The organism is Mesorhizobium sp. M0136, assembly GCF_040322515.1.
Lineage (GTDB): Bacteria > Pseudomonadota > Alphaproteobacteria > Rhizobiales > Rhizobiaceae > Mesorhizobium.
On sequence record NZ_JAMYTP010000003.1, the window covers coordinates 51100 to 67493 of the forward strand.

Genomic DNA, 16394 nt, shown 5'->3' on the forward strand with positions numbered 1-16394 from the left:
CTAGAGCAACTTGGATTCGAACAGTCGCCAGTTCCCTGGCGGAACCGGCGATCGGACTGCATACCACACGCGTTCGGATCAGATCGTGGCGGTTACTGGAGCTTCCTCGGGTCACCCGCGGACGGCCGCGCGGCATTGCGATGAAGCAGCATGACCTGCTCGGCGTCCGATATTCGGTCGTAAATCGGCTCCAGCGCACCGTCTTCGTCGAGCGAGAGAGCACCCGACAAATCGGGTGAAAGCACCGTTAGCTTCTGCCTGATGCCCGCCAGTTCCTCCATACCGAGCGCCAGCCAGTTGTTGGCGCCGCAATAGCTGGCGAAGTCTTTGCTGGCGAGAACGCTGTGCGGATATTTCTTGGTCAGAGTCTGGAGGCGCTGGACCTCGTTTACAGCCGAGCCGAAGACGGAGAATGTGAGCCGGTCGGTAAGCCCGACATTGCCGAACATCACATTGCCCACATGCAGGCCGATACCATAGTTTATGTCGCTCAATCCTTGCTGCTTTCTGCGCAGATTGAGATCCATCATGCGCGCGGTGGCCTTGTGCGCTGCTGCAAGAGCGGCCTGGCAGGCGATCTCGGACTGTGAACGGTGCCTTGCGCAAGGGTAAACTGCAATGAAGCCATCCCCTATGAAACTCATGATCTGCCCGCCCTTGCGGTTGAAAGGCGCAGCAGCGGCGTCGAAAAACTGGTTCAGCGTATCGATATAGACTTCGCGGCCGGAGGTTTCGGCAAGTCTTGACGACCCGCGCATGTCGCCCATGACCAGTGCCGCCCGGATTGTATCGCCCTCGCCGCGCTTGATCTGGCCGTCGAGCACGCGCCTGCCGGCGTCGCCGCCGAGATAAGTGGTCATCATGTTGTCGGCAAGCTTGGTGAGCACCGCCATCTTGGTTGCGATAGCGAGATGGTTCTGGATGCGCAGCAGCGCCGCAATCATGCTGTCGCTGAAGCCTGCGGCACTGTCGGTGGACCAAGACCCGATCATGCCCTGACTGGTGTTGCCGCTGAAGGGATGGACGAAAGCCATGTAATCTGTGACGCCCATCAGCTTGAGGTCGTCGAAAACAGGAAATTCCGACGGCACCGACGGGTCGAGCCGGCGCCGCAGATGGTCGAGCTTGTGGCTGAGCAGATGGTAGTATGGGCTGGTTAGGAATCTGTCGGAGTGAACGCCGTTCTCCTTGCGGAAGCCTTCCACTTCCAGGCCCTGGCCGCGGAGCCAGGTGAAGCCGAGCGCGTCATAAAGCGGATGAAGCATCGAAAAGCTCAAATGCACCCGCTTCAACGGCAGGCCGGCAGCAGCCAGCCGTTCACAAAAGCCCCTTACCAATGTTTCCAGGTCGTCGCCCGCCAACGCCGATTGCGTCAGCCAATCGGCAACCTTATCCATGAGAATGGCAGAAATTTCTGCTTGCGCTGTGCTCATGCTATCTCGAAATCTCCTTGATCCGCCACAAATTCGCCGGCTCGGACGCCGTCAGGCCTTCACCACCGTCTCTCGGGTTAGCCCGAGGCGGCCAAAAATATTGCGTGTGTCGACTATCAGTAGAGCGTGATCCGCGATCGCCTGATAGTCGATCGCGTCGTGGTCGGTTGCAACGACGACAGCGTCGAAATCCTTCAGGGCCACCTCGGTCAATTCGACCGAGCGACGCCCCTTGATCGCCATATGCTCCCGTGTGGTCGGGATTTCGGTAACATGCGGATCGTGGAATTCCGCCTTGCCGCCCCATTCCTCGATGAGTTCAATGAGCCGCAATGAGGGGCTTTCGCGGATGTCGGGCACATTCTTCTTATAGGCAAGCCCGATGATGAGAATGCGCGAGCGGCTGAGCGCCTTGCCGCAGCGCCGGTCCAGCGCCTTCGCCAGTTCATCGACCACATGACGCGGCATGGCCGTGTTGATCTCTGCCGCCAGCTCGATGAAGCGGGTCGGCAGTTCGTATTCGCGCGCCTTCCACGTCAGGTAGAAAGGATCGATCGGAACGCAGTGCCCGCCAAGTCCAGGGCCAGGATAGAAAGGCATGTAGCCGAACGGCTTGGTCTTTGCCGCCTCGATCACCTCCCAGATGTCGATTCCCATCGCACCGAGCACGACCTTCAACTCGTTGACGAGGGCTATGTTGACCGAGCGGAAGATGTTTTCCGTCAGCTTGACCGCCTCGGCGGTCGCCGTGGTGGAAACCGGAACGACGGTCTTGACCACGCCATGGTAGAAAGCCTGCACGAGCGTCGCCGCTTCAGTGCCGTCACCCGCCACGACCTTGGGGATCGTCGCGACTTCAAAGCTGCGGTTGCCGGGATCCTCGCGTTCGGGCGAGAAGCCGAGGAAGAAATCTCTCCTCGACTGCAAGCCGGTTTTTTCCAGGATGGGCTTGATCACGTCGTCGGTGGTGCCGGGATAGGTGGTCGATTCCAGCACGATCAGCTGGCCGAGACGCAGATGCTTCGCGATGATGCCTGCCGTGTTCCTGACAAAGGAGAGATCCGGCTCGCGGTGTTTCGTCAGTGGTGTCGGAACGCAGATGATGATGACATCGCAGACGGCCAGTTCGGCAAAATCCGCAGTGGCGCGGAACCGTCCGCTCGCCACCTGGCCGGCAAGGGCTGTCGACGTCACCGCCTCGATGTAGGATTGGCCGTTGTTCAGGCTCTCGACCTTTTGGGCTTCGATGTCGAAGCCGGAAACCGGGAAGCCGGCGCGTGCGATCGCAACCGCCAGCGGCAACCCGACATAGCCCAGTCCGATCACGCCGACTTGCGCGGCACGCGTCGAAATCCGGTTCAGAAGACGGTCATATGTCGATCGTGAGGCGTCCAAAAATGTGCTTCCCGTCAATTCGGACAGGCCGTCCGCTTCCATGGTGAGGCTCACCGCTCACAAGAGCCCCGAGGCATATTGCGGAAAATCGATGTCCGCAAGCCGTCAGACCGGCACCTTCGCCTTAAGGCTTGCGGCAGCCATCGCATAGCCGCCGGCGGCGCCATCGATGAAATGAACGTGATCGCGCTGCAGCGGCGATGCGACGAGGCATGTCATCAAGGCCGATTTCTGGCGGTGCAGGCCATAGTTGCAGATGCCCGCCTCTTCCGCCTGTTTCAGCCGGTTCTCGATCCGTTGCAACACATCCGCGTCAACGTCGATGGTCATCTTCAAGCCATCGTCGAACTTCCGGAAATCCGAATTGCTGGCCACTTCGCGTTTGTAGATCTTCGGATCGAATCTGCCGATCGTCCAGCCATATCTATCCGTAACAGCCGTAAGCGTCATCAGGAACACTATCCACAGCTTCGACAGCCACCGCCGTCCTGCCGGCGCCATGGCCCGCGCCTCGATATCGAGGCCGGCGGGCAGCACACTGTAGTCCGGCCCGTTCACTGGCACCGGGTGGCCATCGCGTTCCTGCCTGCCGGCAAGGGCGATGATGTCGGAAACCAGAAACTGAAAACCGCGCAAGTCGCGCGACGCCCCCGGTATGGCTATGATCGAGACAATTTCGCCATGCCGGGCTTCGATTGGGTTCCAGCGGCAGGAGAGGCCGGTCAGATCCGGCCGCGCGCCGGCCGGCGCAGGATCGATGCGGTAGCGCCCCGCTTTCATCTCGGCTTCCGCCCAACTGCCGCCACCTCCGGCGAACATGGCATAGAAGACTGCATCGGAGGCCTGGAACCTCGCCACGCGAACGTCGAGGCCTTGCGCTCTTATATCCTTTATCGGCACGATTGCGGCACGCAAGCTCAGATCCAGCTCGTCCGCCACCCATCTCTGGACAGCCGCCAGCGCGTTGCGGGTGATCTCCAGCGCCGAGCCGGGAAACGCCACGAGCGCGCCGTCGCCGCCGAAGACAAAGGGAAGATCTTGCCTACCCAGCGCATTGAGCAGCGCCGAAATGACGCTGGCACCGGCCATATTGACGGTTTTATAGCGCCCCGCCGCGATCGCCTTGGTCGAGCCGACGGTGTCTGCGGTAGCAAGCGCCCAGCCATCGGGGAGAGGCCGATAGTTATCGATATCGGCAACGCTTTCGAATTTTGCGAAGACCGGCAGAGAAGCAACAAACGGATCGGCAGCGGCAGCTGTTTCCATGAGCATCAGATAGCACATTCCAGTGCTTGAGGGTGAAGTCGATCATGCTTCGAAATTGACTTGCGCAGGCTTTCCGATGATAGGGTCCGGCGATGCGAATTGCCTTCTACGCGCCGCTGAAGTCGCCCAATCATCCCGTTGCCTCCGGCGACCGTCAAATGGCACGGATGCTGGTCAAGGCGCTGGAGCATGGAGGGCACAGCGTCGAACTGGCATCCGAATTGCGCTTCTATCTACGCGAACCGGATTCGAAAAGTTTCGATGCGCTCAAGATCGAGGCCCGGGAGGAAGCCGCGCGGCTGGCAGGGCTTTGGGATCGTGACGGCAAGCCCAATCTGTGGTTCACCTATCATCCCTATTACAAGGCGCCCGACCTGATCGGGCCCGAACTGGCGTTGGCCTTTGGCGTTCCCTATGTGACAGCGGAAGCCTCCTATTCGAGGCGGCGCAACACCGGTTTGTGGGCCGATACGCAAGCGTTGGTGGCGCGAGCCGTCGAACAGGCGGCGCTGAACATCTGCTTCACGCAAAGGGATCGTCAGGGACTGGCAGATGCGATACCCGAAGCCGCTTTCGGCATGCTTTCGCCCTTCATCGACACATCGCTATTCCGGGAAACACCGGCACGGGCTTGTCCGACGCGCCTCGTTACCGTCGCCATGATGCGCCCGGGCGACAAAGTCGAAAGCTATCGCATGCTGGCGCAGGCGCTCGGTTTGATCGGTCATCTGCCCTGGACCATGTCGGTCGTCGGGGACGGACCTGCCCGCGAGGAGATTAAAGCGCAATTCGCCGGCTTGCCCGCCGAGCGTATCGAATGGCTTGGCGCGCTTGAGCCAGCCGCAGTGCCGGATGTCCTCTACAGTGGGGGAATTTACGTCTGGCCGGGTTTCGGCGAGGCCTATGGCGTTGCCTATCTTGAAGCACAGGCCGCCGGCCTTCCGGTTGTGGCTCAGGACGTCGCCGGCGTGCCGGAGGTCGTGCGGGATGGCCAGGCCGGGTTTCTCACCCCGCCGGGCGATGTGGCGGCGTTCGCTTCTGCCATCGAAAGGCTTCTGGCCCGTAACGACGAAAGATCCATCATGGCCGCAGAAGCCAGACGTTTCATCCTCGAAGAACGTTCTCTCGGTGCTGCGGCGGCGCGTCTGGCCGAACTTCTTGCGAAGATCCCGGTCTCATGACATCCGATCAAATCTGGCAACCCTTGATGGAGGAACTGGCGAGCCGGCAATGGGCGGACCGTAAGGCAGAGTTCTGGCTGCGCGACGATGACGCCGTGGATCCGACGCCTGCGCTTGATCGGTTGCTCGAGCTCACCGGTGAATTCGCGGTTCCGGTGACTCTGGCCGTCATTCCCGCCCTGACTGACGAAAAGCTCGTCGTTTGGCTTGACGAGGCGCCGCATGCCACGGTCGCCATCCATGGCTGGGCGCACCGAAATCATGCTCCCGAGGGCCAGAAGAAGCAGGAGCTCGGCGCGCATCGGCCACGCGAGGTGGTGCTCGATGATCTGGCTCGCGGGCTGTCGCACATAACCGGCCTGCACGGCGCACGTGCCGTTCCGATGCTGGTGCCACCCTGGAACAGGATCGACGCCGGCTTGGTATCCGACCTTGGATCGATAGGATTTTCGGCATTGTCGGTCTATGGGCCGCCAAGACCGGCTTCACTTGCGGTCATCAACAGCAATGTCGACATCATGGATTGGCATGGCACGGGCGGCTGCCGCGATCATGGCCTATTGGTTCGGGCCATCATCGCGCAGTTGCAGCATGCATTCGATGGAGGCGAACCGGTCGGCCTGCTCACCCACCATCTCGTACATGATGAATCGGCCTGGCTCTTCCTCGAACGGCTGTTCACAGTCACCGCACAGACTGAAGCCTGCGTATGGCTTCCGATCAGGACATTGATCGGGCGCAGCGCCGGTAGAGCAATTCCAGGAAAGGTGTGAACGGTTTTCCGTCCGGAATTGCGTCAAAACAAAGAGATAGAGGAAAACAGCTCAGCGCTTTTTGCGCAATGAGACTGGAAATTTGAGCGTCTGGCCATCCCGCGCGGCAAAAGCGCCGGTAAACCTGTCTTTGGCCAGTTTCTCGATCTCGTCCAGTTCCTCGTCGATCCGTGTCGGATCGTGGTGAAACAGCGCAAGCCTCCGCGCACCGGCCGCCTCACAGAGCTTGACACCCTGTTGCCATGTCGAGTGCCCGTAACCGCGGCGGCGTTCCATTTCCTCCTCGGTGTAGGTGCAATCGTAAATGACGAGGTCGGCATCTTCGATCAGGCCGAGCACCGCCTGATCGAGTTTGTCCGGCTCGTGCTCAGTGTCTGTGATCATCGCCACGACGCGGCCGCCCCATTCGACCCGGTAACCTATGCAGCCGCCCGGATGGATAAGACTGCCGGTTCGGACCACCACCCCTTCGCGCGGGCGAAGCACGTCTCCGGATACGAAATCGCGATAGTCGAGGCTTGCCTTGCAGGCTTCCAGTTTCACCGGAAACCACGGCGGCTGCATGAACTCATCGACCATCTGCCGGGTCGTCATGTGTCCTGCAAGATGCCCGGACCAAAGCGTAACCTTGGCGCCCCGATCATAGATCGGCGCAAAAGACGGCAACCCGATGATGTGATCGTAATGGCAATGGGTGAAAAGCAGGTCGAAATCGGTCACGCCCAACGCCTGAAGTGCCGCGCCGGCAGGCCGTAGGCCAGAGCCTGCGTCGAACAGAAGCGTATGCTTACCGCATCGCATTTCGACGCAGATTGAGTTGCCGCCATAGCGAGAGAATTCTGGCCCTGATACCGAAATGCTGCCGCGGACACCCCAAAACCTGACCAGGAAAACGTTGTCGTCCATGCTACCCCTTCGCCCATCATATCCAAACAACTGCTGCTAGGCGAGACAGGCTTTCTCCGGGTGATCTTCTCAGCGAGAGGACAGTGCCGTCACGACGGCGAGGATCGGGCGCCCGTCCTTCGTTATTTGGCGCTTCGTGCGTCGATCAGATCCGCGGTCGTATGGCTTAGGCGATCGGCAAGAACCCGCAATATCTCGATGGTCATTTCCGGGAACTCCCTCATAAGCCTCAGGAAATGATCCTTGCGGATTCTCAAGGCTTCCAGCGGACTTGCCGCTCTGACGGTGGCAGTGCGGGAGCTGTTGCACAATATGGCGATCTCGCCAACGATCGAATTTGGCTCCAGTTCGGCAACTTTTATCGGTCCGCTATCGGAATCGACAAGAATATCCGCTCTGCCTGAAAGGATGACATAGGCGGCGTCTCCCTCGTCGCCCTGCCTGAAAAGGATCTGGCCCGCGCTGTAGCTCACACGATCGGATGTGAACGCAAGCAGCTTGAGCTTTGTCGGCTCGATGGCAGAGAACAAGGGAACGCGTTGCAGCATTCCAACTTCATCCTTGAGCAGCATTGTCGCAAACCTTCCAAAATTCGCGTTTGCCAGACTAGAGCAAGGGACGCCCAGATGGAATCAATTCTCTTTCCGGGATGGCGAGGCAAACCACGCGAAAGGTGGCGAGCCCGATGTCGTGCACCGGCAGAATGATCCATCTGAATGTCCGTTGCTCTATGACAACAGTTCCTTGAAGATACCGTTCCCCGCCAAGAGTGTCTCGTGTGTTCCGTCTTCCGCCAATTGACCCGAGTCGAAGACGACAACGCGATCGAACATCATCGCCATTGCCGGATTCGTCACGACCCACACAATTGCCGGCGAATGGCCGTCGCGCCTGGCTTCCTCGAGCACGTTTCGCAGCACCTTATCCTGCATGCGCTGGTCGAGCGCCGACAGCGGCCGGTTGAGAATGAGAAAATCGGGACGCTTGAGCAAGGCCCGGGCAACATCGAGCTTCTGTCGCTGTCCACCGGTCAGCCGCCTCCCGCCGGAGCCGACGTTGAAGTCCAGGCCGACATCCAGAAGTTCGCCATAAAGCCCGAGTTCGTCAAGAATGTCATAGACGATGGAGCGTATGCGGTCGGGCGCGTCGGGATGATTGTTGCCCACACGCCCGAACAGGACATTATCCATGACCGTGGCCGCGGCAATGTATTTGGCAGGATCATACCGTTCGATCGCATTGTGCAACTCGGGCGGCAGGTCTTCATAGAACCGGTTGCGTGCAGCGACGATCTTGCTCATCAGCTCGTCGCTCAGCAGGCCGAAGCGGTGCCGGGGCTCGATGTAGGCAAAGCTCAAGGTGACGATCATGGCGCGATCGTTCTCCGAAACCGCCTCGTAGGGACGGTTCTTGAGCCGTTGCAGCAAGGTTTCGTAGGCGGGTATCTCCTCCGCGCTCATGAAGGCGAGCTGCTGGAAGAACTGGTGATCGGGCGGCAGGTCGGCAAACAACTCTATCGCCTGTTTGGCGATCTCCAAGCCCATTTCGTAGAGCGTGCGGTCGAGGCCGGCTTGCCTCAGCACGGAAGCAAAATAGGGATTGGCCGCCAGGGCCCTGTCGGCCAGTTCGGGGCCGGCGGCAGCGCCGAAGAGCAGGTTTTGGCCGATCGTTGCTTCCTTGTTGTAGGCGCCCGGTTCGAAAGGAACCACCAGTCCGCTCAGCCCCTCTTGTTCCAGCCGGGTCCGCAGCGCCGCACGCAGTTCAACGATCCGCCTGGCAAGCTCCGTGTGACGCTTGAGGTCAGCTGAAGAGCGCAAGCCAAGATCCAGAATGTCACGCGACAGAACAACCGCGTCGAGCACCCGGCGCACGGCTTCAAAGAGGTCGTGCGGGCCGGTAGCGCCAGCGGAAGCATAGTTGATCCAGTCGCCGTGGATATCAAGATCCGGATTGCCCGACCGGCGCGCCTCGTGAATGTTCCAGCGGTGCTGATCTGCCGCAGCACCGTCATAAGGCACCGATGTCAGCGGCGCATGCTTCAACCCGTAGAGCAGGTTGTCGCGGAGGCTTGCCTGGAACAGGAAAACATCCGACGAGGCGTACGATATGCGCCGGCCGGTTACTGCTTCCGGGAGTTCAAGCAGGTCGTCGGTGCCCGAAGCGACCTTTCCGCTGTCCGGCCAGATCAGCCGCGCGAAGGCTTCTGCAAGCGCCTCCGCTCCACCTGTTGCGGTACTGACCAGTGCCACCGTCTCACCCGGCTTGACCTGGAGGGAGATACGGTTGAGGAGCATCGCACCGCCATCGTCTGCTATGGACAGATTGATCGCCGACAGCGGTTTGGTCATCGGATCGGGATCGTCGATCGTCAATGCCATGATACTCGGCGCGATGAGACCTTCGACGGTGAACTGTTCAACGACCTGTTGATATTTGACCTGGACATCCTGCCGATCCTGATCCCAGTCGATCAGTTCCTTCATCGGTCCGGGCAGGTCCTTGTAGGCGCCGATCACGGCCACGAGCTGGCCGACGTCCAGCCGCCCCTGGAGGACCAGATACCCGCCGATCATGTAGAACAGAAAGGGCGTGAGCTGCGCGAGAAAATTGTTGAGGAACTTCACCATGAATTTCCATTGGTAAAGATCGAAGCGGATCTTGAAGATGAGCCCGAGCCGGGCAGCTATGTCGGCGCGCTCGTAGTTTGATGTATCGTGGACGTGAACCGCGCCGATGCCGTCGACGATTTCGCCAACCCGGCCCGAAAGCGCGCGCGCCGTCAACTGCCGTTGGCGCCCGAGCACGATCAGCCGCCGCCGCATTCGCGGGATCAGCACGATCTGGATCGCCACGATCACGACCGCTATCATTCCGAGCCAGACGTTCTGGATCATGATGAACAGCATGGCCGTGAGCGCTTGGCCGCCGAGCAGTACCGGCTGCAGGAAGGCGTCGCCGATGAAGCCGCCCAGCGGCTCCACCTCGTCCTTCACCATGGTCGCCACTTCGGCGGATTTCACTCGCTTGAAGTAAACCGGCGGAAACCGCAGCACCCGGTCGACCAGATCGAAGCGGATACGCCGAAGCATGCGTTCGCCGAGGCGGCCCTTGTAGGTGTTGATGTAGAATTTGAACAGGCCGTTGATGACGACTAGCAAGAGGAACACAAGGCTCAGGGCAAACAGGGTCTCCTCGCGGTCGAGCTGAAAACCGGAGAAGAACTGGACCTCTCCAATGAACGGCAGGTTATAGTGTAGCCTCATGAATGGCTGGGTCGCGCCCGGTTGCTCGAAGCCGCGACCTTGGATCGGTCCGTTGACGATCAGCTTCGGCAGGTCGAAAGACATGAAATATGGGATCATCGAAAGCACGACGATCATCAATATCCAGAGCTGCTGCTTCTTGGTGTGCGTCCAGATATAGCGGGCTAGGCTGGCTTCCATATGCGACTGTGGACCCTTCAGTTGGAAGCATGCAGGATGTAAAAGCACCTGCTGGCGAATGGCGTATCGGCAATTTCTTCATCGCCAACGACAAGCTCGAAGCTGCTGTGCACGGACATTGCCCTGCGCTCAACTATGCAAGGAACCTGCGAGGCGGCGCGATCCAGTTCCGGCGCATGGTCGATGGCAACGACATGGGCATTGTCGATCGGCGAAGAAAGCAGCTGGCCAAACGATCCGCGGCTTTCGTAGGGCTTTGGCGAACAGCTGAGCAGCACGAGGCCGCAGCTGCGCGGCTGGTGCTGGCGGATGGACGCCGATGATCCGGACAGATGCAATAGGCTCTCTCCGGCACCGGGCAATAGCCAAGCGGCTTGCAGCATGATCACGTCCGCGGAATCAAACAGTCTTGCGGGAGGCAAGATTGCGTTGTGTCGCCCAGAATCCCAACATACAAGACGAATTATGATGGATGTCACGCAACCACGCAATGCCATGGACTGGCATGAGCAAGCCTTGGACCTCACACGGGGAATTGCTGCTTATGTCAACTGCCCTCTCGTGGCGGGGCTGGCGCGCGTCGTCGCCAAGCATCCGAAGGCCGATATTGCTAACGCCTTCAACCACAAGCAGGTCGCCTGCAAGATGTGGGCGCTCGACAGGCTGTTCGAAAGCGGCGGTGGCCGCTTCGGGCGCATATGGGTTCTGGGTGGATGGTACGGCGTATTGCCGGCAATGCTTTTCAACGATGCCCGCTTCGACATCGCGGCGATCGATAGCATCGACATCGATCCTGAAGTCGCGCCGGTCGCCCGGACCCTCAACCGGGAAGCCGGCGACCGGTTCCGGGCGCTGACGGCAGATATGTACGCACTCGACTATGCGGCCGGGCGGCCCGACCTGATGGTCAATACGAGCTGCGAACACATAGCCGATCTGCGCGCCTGGCTTGCTCTGCTTCCGCCGGGCACGAATGTACTGCTGCAATCGAACGATTATTTCAGCGAGCCGACGCACATCAACTGCGTGGCTTCGCTTGCAGCCTTCGAGGAAATGGCGGCGCTACGGGAGGTGCGGTTCGCCGGCGAACTGCCGACAAAAAATTATACGCGCTTCATGCTGATTGGAACTGTTTAATGCATTTCGCCCAAAAGTGCGTAGCGGTTTTGGGACAACGATACGCATAAGAACAGGACTTGAAGCGCGTCGCACGAATCTCACAGACGCTACGCGCGTTAGGATCTATCGTCTGTTTGATCATGAACTTTTCCGAAACCGGGCCCCACATTTAGGGACCATGTTCGATACCGCTCGCGCAGGATTTGCGCGGAGCGGCGCGCGCCTTCCAGATCGAGACGATGCGCGGATGGCGTCCGTTCCACAAGCGCCTGTTCGATAGCTTGCGCCAAACCTTCGGGCGTCAGGTCCTTTTCCGTCAGCACCGTTGCAAGACCGAGTTCTTCGAGCATCAGGGCGCGAACCGTCTGTTCGGTTTCCCCGCCGGCTGCAAATGGGACGAGCAGGGAGCGACAACCCGCGCGCAGTACATCGCAGACCGTGTTGTAACCCGCCTGCGAGACTGACAGGCGGGCGCCGGTCAGCAGGCTGGCGAAATCCTCGCGGAACCGGAAGATGGACAGGCCCGGCGTGGCATCGCCTGCGATCGCGTCAAACTCGTCTTTCGGCAGGTTCGGGCCGGTGATCAAACACCATTTCCAAGCGTTGTTGCCATCCCGCGCCGCTGCGATCGTGGAGCTGACAAGGCTCTTTCCGGCAGCCCCGCCGCCAACCGACACCAGAACGTCGAAGCGCTCGGAGGCCGCGGGCGATGGCGGCGCGGCAACGAGCCCTGTGTAGGTGACCTCGGCCCTGATCGACCCAGCCAATGGAAATGTCTTGTCGATGGTTGCGAAAGCCGGATCGCCGTGGACCATAACAAGGTCGAAATGCCTGTTGATGAGATCGACCGTTTCCTCGTTTCGGCCCGGCTTGACGCGCTCCTGGAGGATATCGCGGACGGACGTCACCAGCAGCGGTCTGGGCGACGTCGCGTCGATGGCCTCGATCAGCGGCAAGAGTTCGAAACGCATCTGCCGGCGTCCAAATGGAAACGCTTCGACAATGACGATATCAGGCCTGCAATCCCGGAATGCCTGCAGCAGCATCTCTGAACGCCATTTCTTGAAATCATCGTCGATCGGGTTGCCTTGCAGGTCGACAAGTCCCGAAAATCCTTCATCACCGGAGGTGACAGGTGGCAGGGTTACAGATTTTACCCCCAGTCCCGGAAACCCGGCGATCGGCGCTCCACCGGTCACGACGGTTACGTCAAACCCGTCATCGACCAGAGCCGCCGCAATGCGGCTGGCGCGCGCGAGATGGCCGATGCCGAGCAGGTGCTGGACATAGAAGAAAGCGCGCAGCCGCTTCATTCGGCGGCCCGCCACTCCCGCTCGAACAGTTCCTTGAGCTGTCCAATGCTTGCCATATGATCGAAATTGCCGCGCACGCGCCGCTCTGCCGCGTCGCCGAGGCGGTCGCGCAGCACGGGATCACGGATCAGGCGCTCCAGCGCCTGTGCCAGGGCAATCGAGTTTTCCGTCGGAACCAGCAACCCGGTTTCATCCGGCGATAAAAGCTCTGGCACGCCGGAAACATCGGTCGACACGCAGGCAAGGCGCTGGCTAGCCGCCTCCACCAGAACATTCGGCAGGCCGTCGCGGTCGCCATTTGCGGTGATCCTGCAGGCCAGGGCGAAGATGTCGGCACGGCGGTAGTGCTCAAGCACCTCCTCCTGCGCAAGCGCGCCTTTCCAAGAGACGCGACCATCCACGCCGAGTGTTTGCGCCAGCGCCTTGAACCGTTCCAGTTCTTCGCCGCCGCCGATATGCTCGAAACGCCACGCCAAATCGCCGGGCAACAGGGCAAGGGCCTCCAGCAACGTGTCGTAACCTTTCTTTTCAACGGCGCGCCCGACACTCAGAACGACGACCGGTTCGTCCGGAGCCGAGCCGTCATGCTGCTTTCGCGCCTCGCCGAAACTGCCGAAGCGATCAAGGTCGAGCCCATGATAGCTCAGATGCACAGACGAGTTGCCGTTAGCGAGTTTTTTCAGACGGTCGAAGCCGGTTTTCGTGCAAGTGACCGTCCAGCGCGCCGAGGAAAGCTTGCCGGCCAGATCCCAGTCCGCCGAAGTCCAGATGTCCTTGGCATGGGCCGAGCAGGTCCAGGGCAGGCCACGAAGCTGGCTGGCATAGCGCGTCACCGATGCAGGCGTGTGCGCGAAATGGGCATGCAGCCAGCCCGCGTTTTCCGGCCATTCGGCCGCCAGCACGAGCGCTTGCCCGAAGCGGCGCGCGCGATTGCGCGTAAAGTCGCGGGGCATATCGGCAGCCAGCGATCCGAGCGCGCGCCAGAAGCCCGGACGCAGCAGACAGGCAAACAGCGAGCGAAGCACGCGCAGCGGCGCTTCATGCAGATATTCCGGCAGATAATGGACGGGCGCTTTGATCTCGTCATGCACGGGATGGCGTTTTTCGTCGGTCGGCCGCCTGAGCGCGACAAGTATCAGGTCGAACCCCGCACGCTCAAGACCGAGCAGTTCCTGCGCGATGAAGGTTTCGGACAGCCGCGGATAACCCTTCAGAACCACGACGATCTTGCGATGTTGCAACTCAGGTCATTCCTTCAATGACTGAAAGGTGATGGCCGGCCCGCCGGTCGAGCAGTTCCGCGACGATTTCGGAAATATGAGGCAGCCCTTCCAGCGTCAGATGCGGATTGCTCTGCGATGGGCGGGGCCGGTCCGGCAGCGCCTTCAGTGCATCGGCAAACCGCCGGGAATCCTCGGCTTCTTCCGGCAAAAGCATCTCGATGAGGCCGAGTTCGGCCGCGCGCCGTGCGCGGATCAGTTGTTCCTTGCGGGGCTCGACGCGCGGCACGATCAGCGCCGGCTTGTCGAAAGACAGTATCTCGCAATAGGTGTTGTAGCCGCCCATCGCTACTACCGCCTTGGCGCCGGCAATCAGGTCTTCCATGCGGTTGTCGAACTCGATGATCCTGATATAGGGGATCTTGGACCCCTTCTTGAGCAGCTTGTTGCGCTTGCGCGCCGGCATGTAAGGCCCAAGCACGATCAGGGCCCTATGCTGCAATTGCGGATCCTGCTGATAGGCATCGATGACGTCGTGAATCAGATCGGCGCCGTCACCGCCGCCACCGGTGGTAACGAGGATATAGTCGCCCTCAGGCCGATGGCCGGGCAACTCGTTCCGCTGCAGGCTCCGTTGCAGGAAACCGACGAACCTCATCTTTGCCCTGACAGCCGGCGGCACATCCAAGCCGGTCAACGGATCGTAGAAATCCGGCGGGCCATAGGCCCAGACCTTGTCGTAGAACAGGCCTATCTTGCGCATCACGTCCCGGCGTGCCCACTCTGCTTCGAGCAGATGCGGCGCATCCATCACCTCGCGCAGGCCAAGCACCAGCGTGGTGCCCCGCGTCTTGAGGTAGGACAGCGTGTCCTCAATCTCACCGCGCAGGCCGAGCGGTTCCTTGTCGACGATGAAGATATCCGGCCGGAAGGTCTCGGCCGTGTGGCGGATGATCGACTGGCGCATCCTTAGCGTCTCATGCAGATCGATGTCCTTTTCCAGCGAGGTGTATTCGCCGTTGCGCAGCTTGATGACGCTGGGGATCTTCACGAAGTCGACACGGGCACGGTAGTCGAAGGCGCCAGCGATAGTCGCACCCGAAATGATAAGCACCTGAAGTCCGCGGAAATCCTCGACCAGCGAATGCGCGATAGTTCGGCAGCGCTGCAAGTGGCCCAGCCCGAACGTGTCGTGGCTGTACATGAGAATTCGAGCGTTTTCTGCGTGCTGGGTCATTGTTGAACGTCTCTTAGAATTCTCGCTTTGAGGACCGTGAGCGACCCGCCGGCTTCGAAACCATCCTGGTTCTGAAACATGAGGCCGCGATTTTGAATTTGCATTACTTCTGTGGAATAGGGCTTTCTGATTGCCTGAGTCCGAAACTAGATGGAGTGGCGAATATCGCCTCGGCGGGAGCGGGCCGAGGCTCCCCGTTGTTGTTTTGGGATGAATCGAAGGGGAAAGCGGTGTCCAAAAGATCGGCAGAAGTCATCCCTCTTGATTCCAATAAGCTCCAGTCTCTCCGAACTCGATGGTTTCGGAGCGATGAAAGCGAATTCCGCGATCCTGCCCATATAGTCAATTGCTTGATCGGTATACGAAAGGACAGGGTCGGCGGGCGTCGCACGGCACATGTTGTTGCAGAACTCGTTTCGCGCGCCATCGCTCTCGGTCTTGGGAGACCAAAGGTGCTGCCCATCAATATCTTGACGAGCGGTCTGATTATGATTCACCGACCAGAACTGAGCCATCTATCGCCCAAGCTAGCCTGAATTTCGCCAGGAATCGAGTGGATGCCAGCGCTCACAACACACCGCCCGCAGCGGGGTGTGTGCAACACCGGTTGCTTGTCGATCGCTATGGCCTCTGGCTAATGCCTTAGCTGGGGCGGTGACGGTACTTTTTGAGACGACCTGAGCGGGCCATCGAAACGTCGCGAGGTGCAAAAACCGCTCGATTGGTCCCGACAGTTGGCGAAACCTCAAAATATTGTTGCGGCGACTTTAGCCTTTAGAATCAGGAGCATAATTTTTTGACGGCGTTGAAGTCGCCGCGATCGGGGAAAAATGCGGCATTTCTCTCCCCGCAGTCCGCCCACTGCTGCAAGCCGACGGCATCAATCGCATCCTGCTCGGGCTTAGGCAGGCTGCGAAAGCGAGCGAGGTCTTCGGGCTTCATGGTGTAGACGGCAAGAAAGCGGGGTATGCAGCGGTTTTTCCTTCGTGCTGTCAGAAGCATGCTGGCTGCTTAGACTCTTGGAGGGCCCAAGTCACTGCGCAGTACCACTCTCTAATGCCCGCCCGCTATCGGGGACGCCGCGCTCCTCAAGGTCCCGCGGTCCGCT

General features: G+C 60.1%; 14 protein-coding genes. 3 read left to right on the forward strand and 11 right to left on the reverse strand.

Annotated features, from left to right (window positions below):
• Positions 1-92: 92 nt before the first annotated feature.
• The 3 genes from NKJ35_RS03930 to NKJ35_RS03940 all read right to left on the reverse strand — a co-directional run bounded on the left by NKJ35_RS03930 (position 93) and on the right by NKJ35_RS03940 (position 4094).
• The gene (locus NKJ35_RS03930; RefSeq protein ID WP_352506847.1) at positions 93-1433 is read right to left on the reverse strand and encodes an adenylate/guanylate cyclase domain-containing protein; all 1341 of its coding nucleotides are present in this window, start codon (positions 1431-1433) and stop codon (positions 93-95) included.
• A gap of 51 nt (positions 1434-1484) precedes the next feature.
• The gene (locus NKJ35_RS03935; protein WP_352645129.1) at positions 1485-2828 is read right to left on the reverse strand and encodes a nucleotide sugar dehydrogenase; all 1344 of its coding nucleotides are present in this window, start codon (positions 2826-2828) and stop codon (positions 1485-1487) included.
• A gap of 105 nt (positions 2829-2933) precedes the next feature.
• Entirely contained in the window at positions 2934-4094 is a 1161-nt protein-coding gene (locus tag NKJ35_RS03940) for a DUF3095 domain-containing protein (protein ID WP_352645490.1), read from the reverse strand.
• 92 nt (positions 4095-4186) lie between these two features.
• Between NKJ35_RS03940 and NKJ35_RS03945 the strand changes: the two genes are divergently transcribed.
• Entirely contained in the window at positions 4187-5275 is a 1089-nt protein-coding gene (locus NKJ35_RS03945) for a glycosyltransferase family 4 protein (RefSeq protein WP_352645131.1), read from the forward strand.
• Positions 5272-6048 (forward strand): polysaccharide deacetylase family protein, encoded by a 777-nt coding sequence (locus NKJ35_RS03950; RefSeq protein ID WP_352645133.1) that lies wholly within the window; start codon positions 5272-5274, stop codon positions 6046-6048. Before NKJ35_RS03945 ends, NKJ35_RS03950 begins: the two co-directional genes overlap by 4 nt.
• A gap of 51 nt (positions 6049-6099) precedes the next feature.
• On the opposite strand, the gene NKJ35_RS03955 is transcribed toward NKJ35_RS03950, so the two are convergent.
• The 4 genes from NKJ35_RS03955 to NKJ35_RS03970 form a co-directional block, all read right to left on the reverse strand.
• Positions 6100-6954 (reverse strand): MBL fold metallo-hydrolase, encoded by an 855-nt coding sequence (locus tag NKJ35_RS03955; protein WP_352645135.1) that lies wholly within the window; start codon positions 6952-6954, stop codon positions 6100-6102.
• Positions 6955-7076: 122 nt separating this feature from the next.
• Positions 7077-7526, reverse strand: coding sequence for a cyclic nucleotide-binding domain-containing protein (locus NKJ35_RS03960; protein ID WP_023675957.1), 450 nt, complete (start codon positions 7524-7526; stop codon positions 7077-7079).
• Between the two features lie 156 nt (positions 7527-7682).
• Positions 7683-10397, reverse strand: coding sequence for an ABC transporter transmembrane domain-containing protein (locus NKJ35_RS03965; protein WP_352645137.1), 2715 nt, complete (start codon positions 10395-10397; stop codon positions 7683-7685).
• Between the two features lie 17 nt (positions 10398-10414).
• Complete coding sequence (locus NKJ35_RS03970; protein ID WP_352645139.1) at positions 10415-10780, reverse strand: hypothetical protein; 366 nt, start codon at positions 10778-10780, stop codon at positions 10415-10417.
• A gap of 85 nt (positions 10781-10865) precedes the next feature.
• On the opposite strand from NKJ35_RS03970, the gene NKJ35_RS03975 reads away from it, so the two are divergent.
• Positions 10866-11534, forward strand: a complete 669-nt coding sequence (locus NKJ35_RS03975; protein ID WP_352645492.1) for a class I SAM-dependent methyltransferase — start codon at positions 10866-10868, stop codon at positions 11532-11534.
• Positions 11535-11632: 98 nt separating this feature from the next.
• On the opposite strand, the gene NKJ35_RS03980 is transcribed toward NKJ35_RS03975, so the two are convergent.
• From NKJ35_RS03980 to NKJ35_RS03995, 4 genes are all read right to left on the reverse strand, one after another.
• A complete protein-coding gene (locus tag NKJ35_RS03980; protein WP_352645141.1) occupies positions 11633-12829 on the reverse strand; it encodes a glycosyltransferase family protein in 1197 nt (398 codons plus the stop codon).
• Positions 12826-14070 (reverse strand): glycosyltransferase, encoded by a 1245-nt coding sequence (locus tag NKJ35_RS03985; protein WP_352645143.1) that lies wholly within the window; start codon positions 14068-14070, stop codon positions 12826-12828. Before NKJ35_RS03985 ends, NKJ35_RS03980 begins: the two co-directional genes overlap by 4 nt.
• Before the next feature lies 1 nt (position 14071).
• Positions 14072-15286 (reverse strand): glycosyltransferase family protein, encoded by a 1215-nt coding sequence (locus NKJ35_RS03990; RefSeq protein WP_352645145.1) that lies wholly within the window; start codon positions 15284-15286, stop codon positions 14072-14074.
• A gap of 780 nt (positions 15287-16066) precedes the next feature.
• Positions 16067-16288, reverse strand: coding sequence for a hypothetical protein (locus NKJ35_RS03995; protein WP_352645520.1), 222 nt, complete (start codon positions 16286-16288; stop codon positions 16067-16069).
• Positions 16289-16394 lie beyond the last annotated feature (106 nt).

Excerpts from the sequence above, each read along its gene's own strand:
- NKJ35_RS03955 (WP_352645135.1), bottom strand. The coding sequence starts at position 6,954 with ATGGACGACAACGTTTTCCTGGTCAGGTTTTGGGGTGTCCGCGGCAGC.
- NKJ35_RS03945 (WP_352645131.1), top strand. The coding sequence starts at position 4,187 with ATGCGAATTGCCTTCTACGCGCCGCTGAAGTCGCCCAATCATCCCGTT.
- NKJ35_RS03970 (WP_352645139.1), bottom strand. The coding sequence starts at position 10,780 with ATGCTGCAAGCCGCTTGGCTATTGCCCGGTGCCGGAGAGAGCCTATTG.
- NKJ35_RS03995 (WP_352645520.1), bottom strand. The coding sequence starts at position 16,288 with ATGCTTCTGACAGCACGAAGGAAAAACCGCTGCATACCCCGCTTTCTT.
- NKJ35_RS03950 (WP_352645133.1), top strand. The coding sequence starts at position 5,272 with ATGACATCCGATCAAATCTGGCAACCCTTGATGGAGGAACTGGCGAGC.
- NKJ35_RS03940 (WP_352645490.1), bottom strand. The coding sequence starts at position 4,094 with ATGGAAACAGCTGCCGCTGCCGATCCGTTTGTTGCTTCTCTGCCGGTC.
- NKJ35_RS03980 (WP_352645141.1), bottom strand. The coding sequence starts at position 12,829 with ATGAAGCGGCTGCGCGCTTTCTTCTATGTCCAGCACCTGCTCGGCATC.
- NKJ35_RS03990 (WP_352645145.1), bottom strand. The coding sequence starts at position 15,286 with ATGACCCAGCACGCAGAAAACGCTCGAATTCTCATGTACAGCCACGAC.
- NKJ35_RS03930 (WP_352506847.1), bottom strand. The coding sequence starts at position 1,433 with ATGAGCACAGCGCAAGCAGAAATTTCTGCCATTCTCATGGATAAGGTT.
- NKJ35_RS03965 (WP_352645137.1), bottom strand. The coding sequence starts at position 10,397 with ATGGAAGCCAGCCTAGCCCGCTATATCTGGACGCACACCAAGAAGCAG.
- NKJ35_RS03960 (WP_023675957.1), bottom strand. The coding sequence starts at position 7,526 with ATGCTGCTCAAGGATGAAGTTGGAATGCTGCAACGCGTTCCCTTGTTC.
- NKJ35_RS03975 (WP_352645492.1), top strand. The coding sequence starts at position 10,866 with ATGGATGTCACGCAACCACGCAATGCCATGGACTGGCATGAGCAAGCC.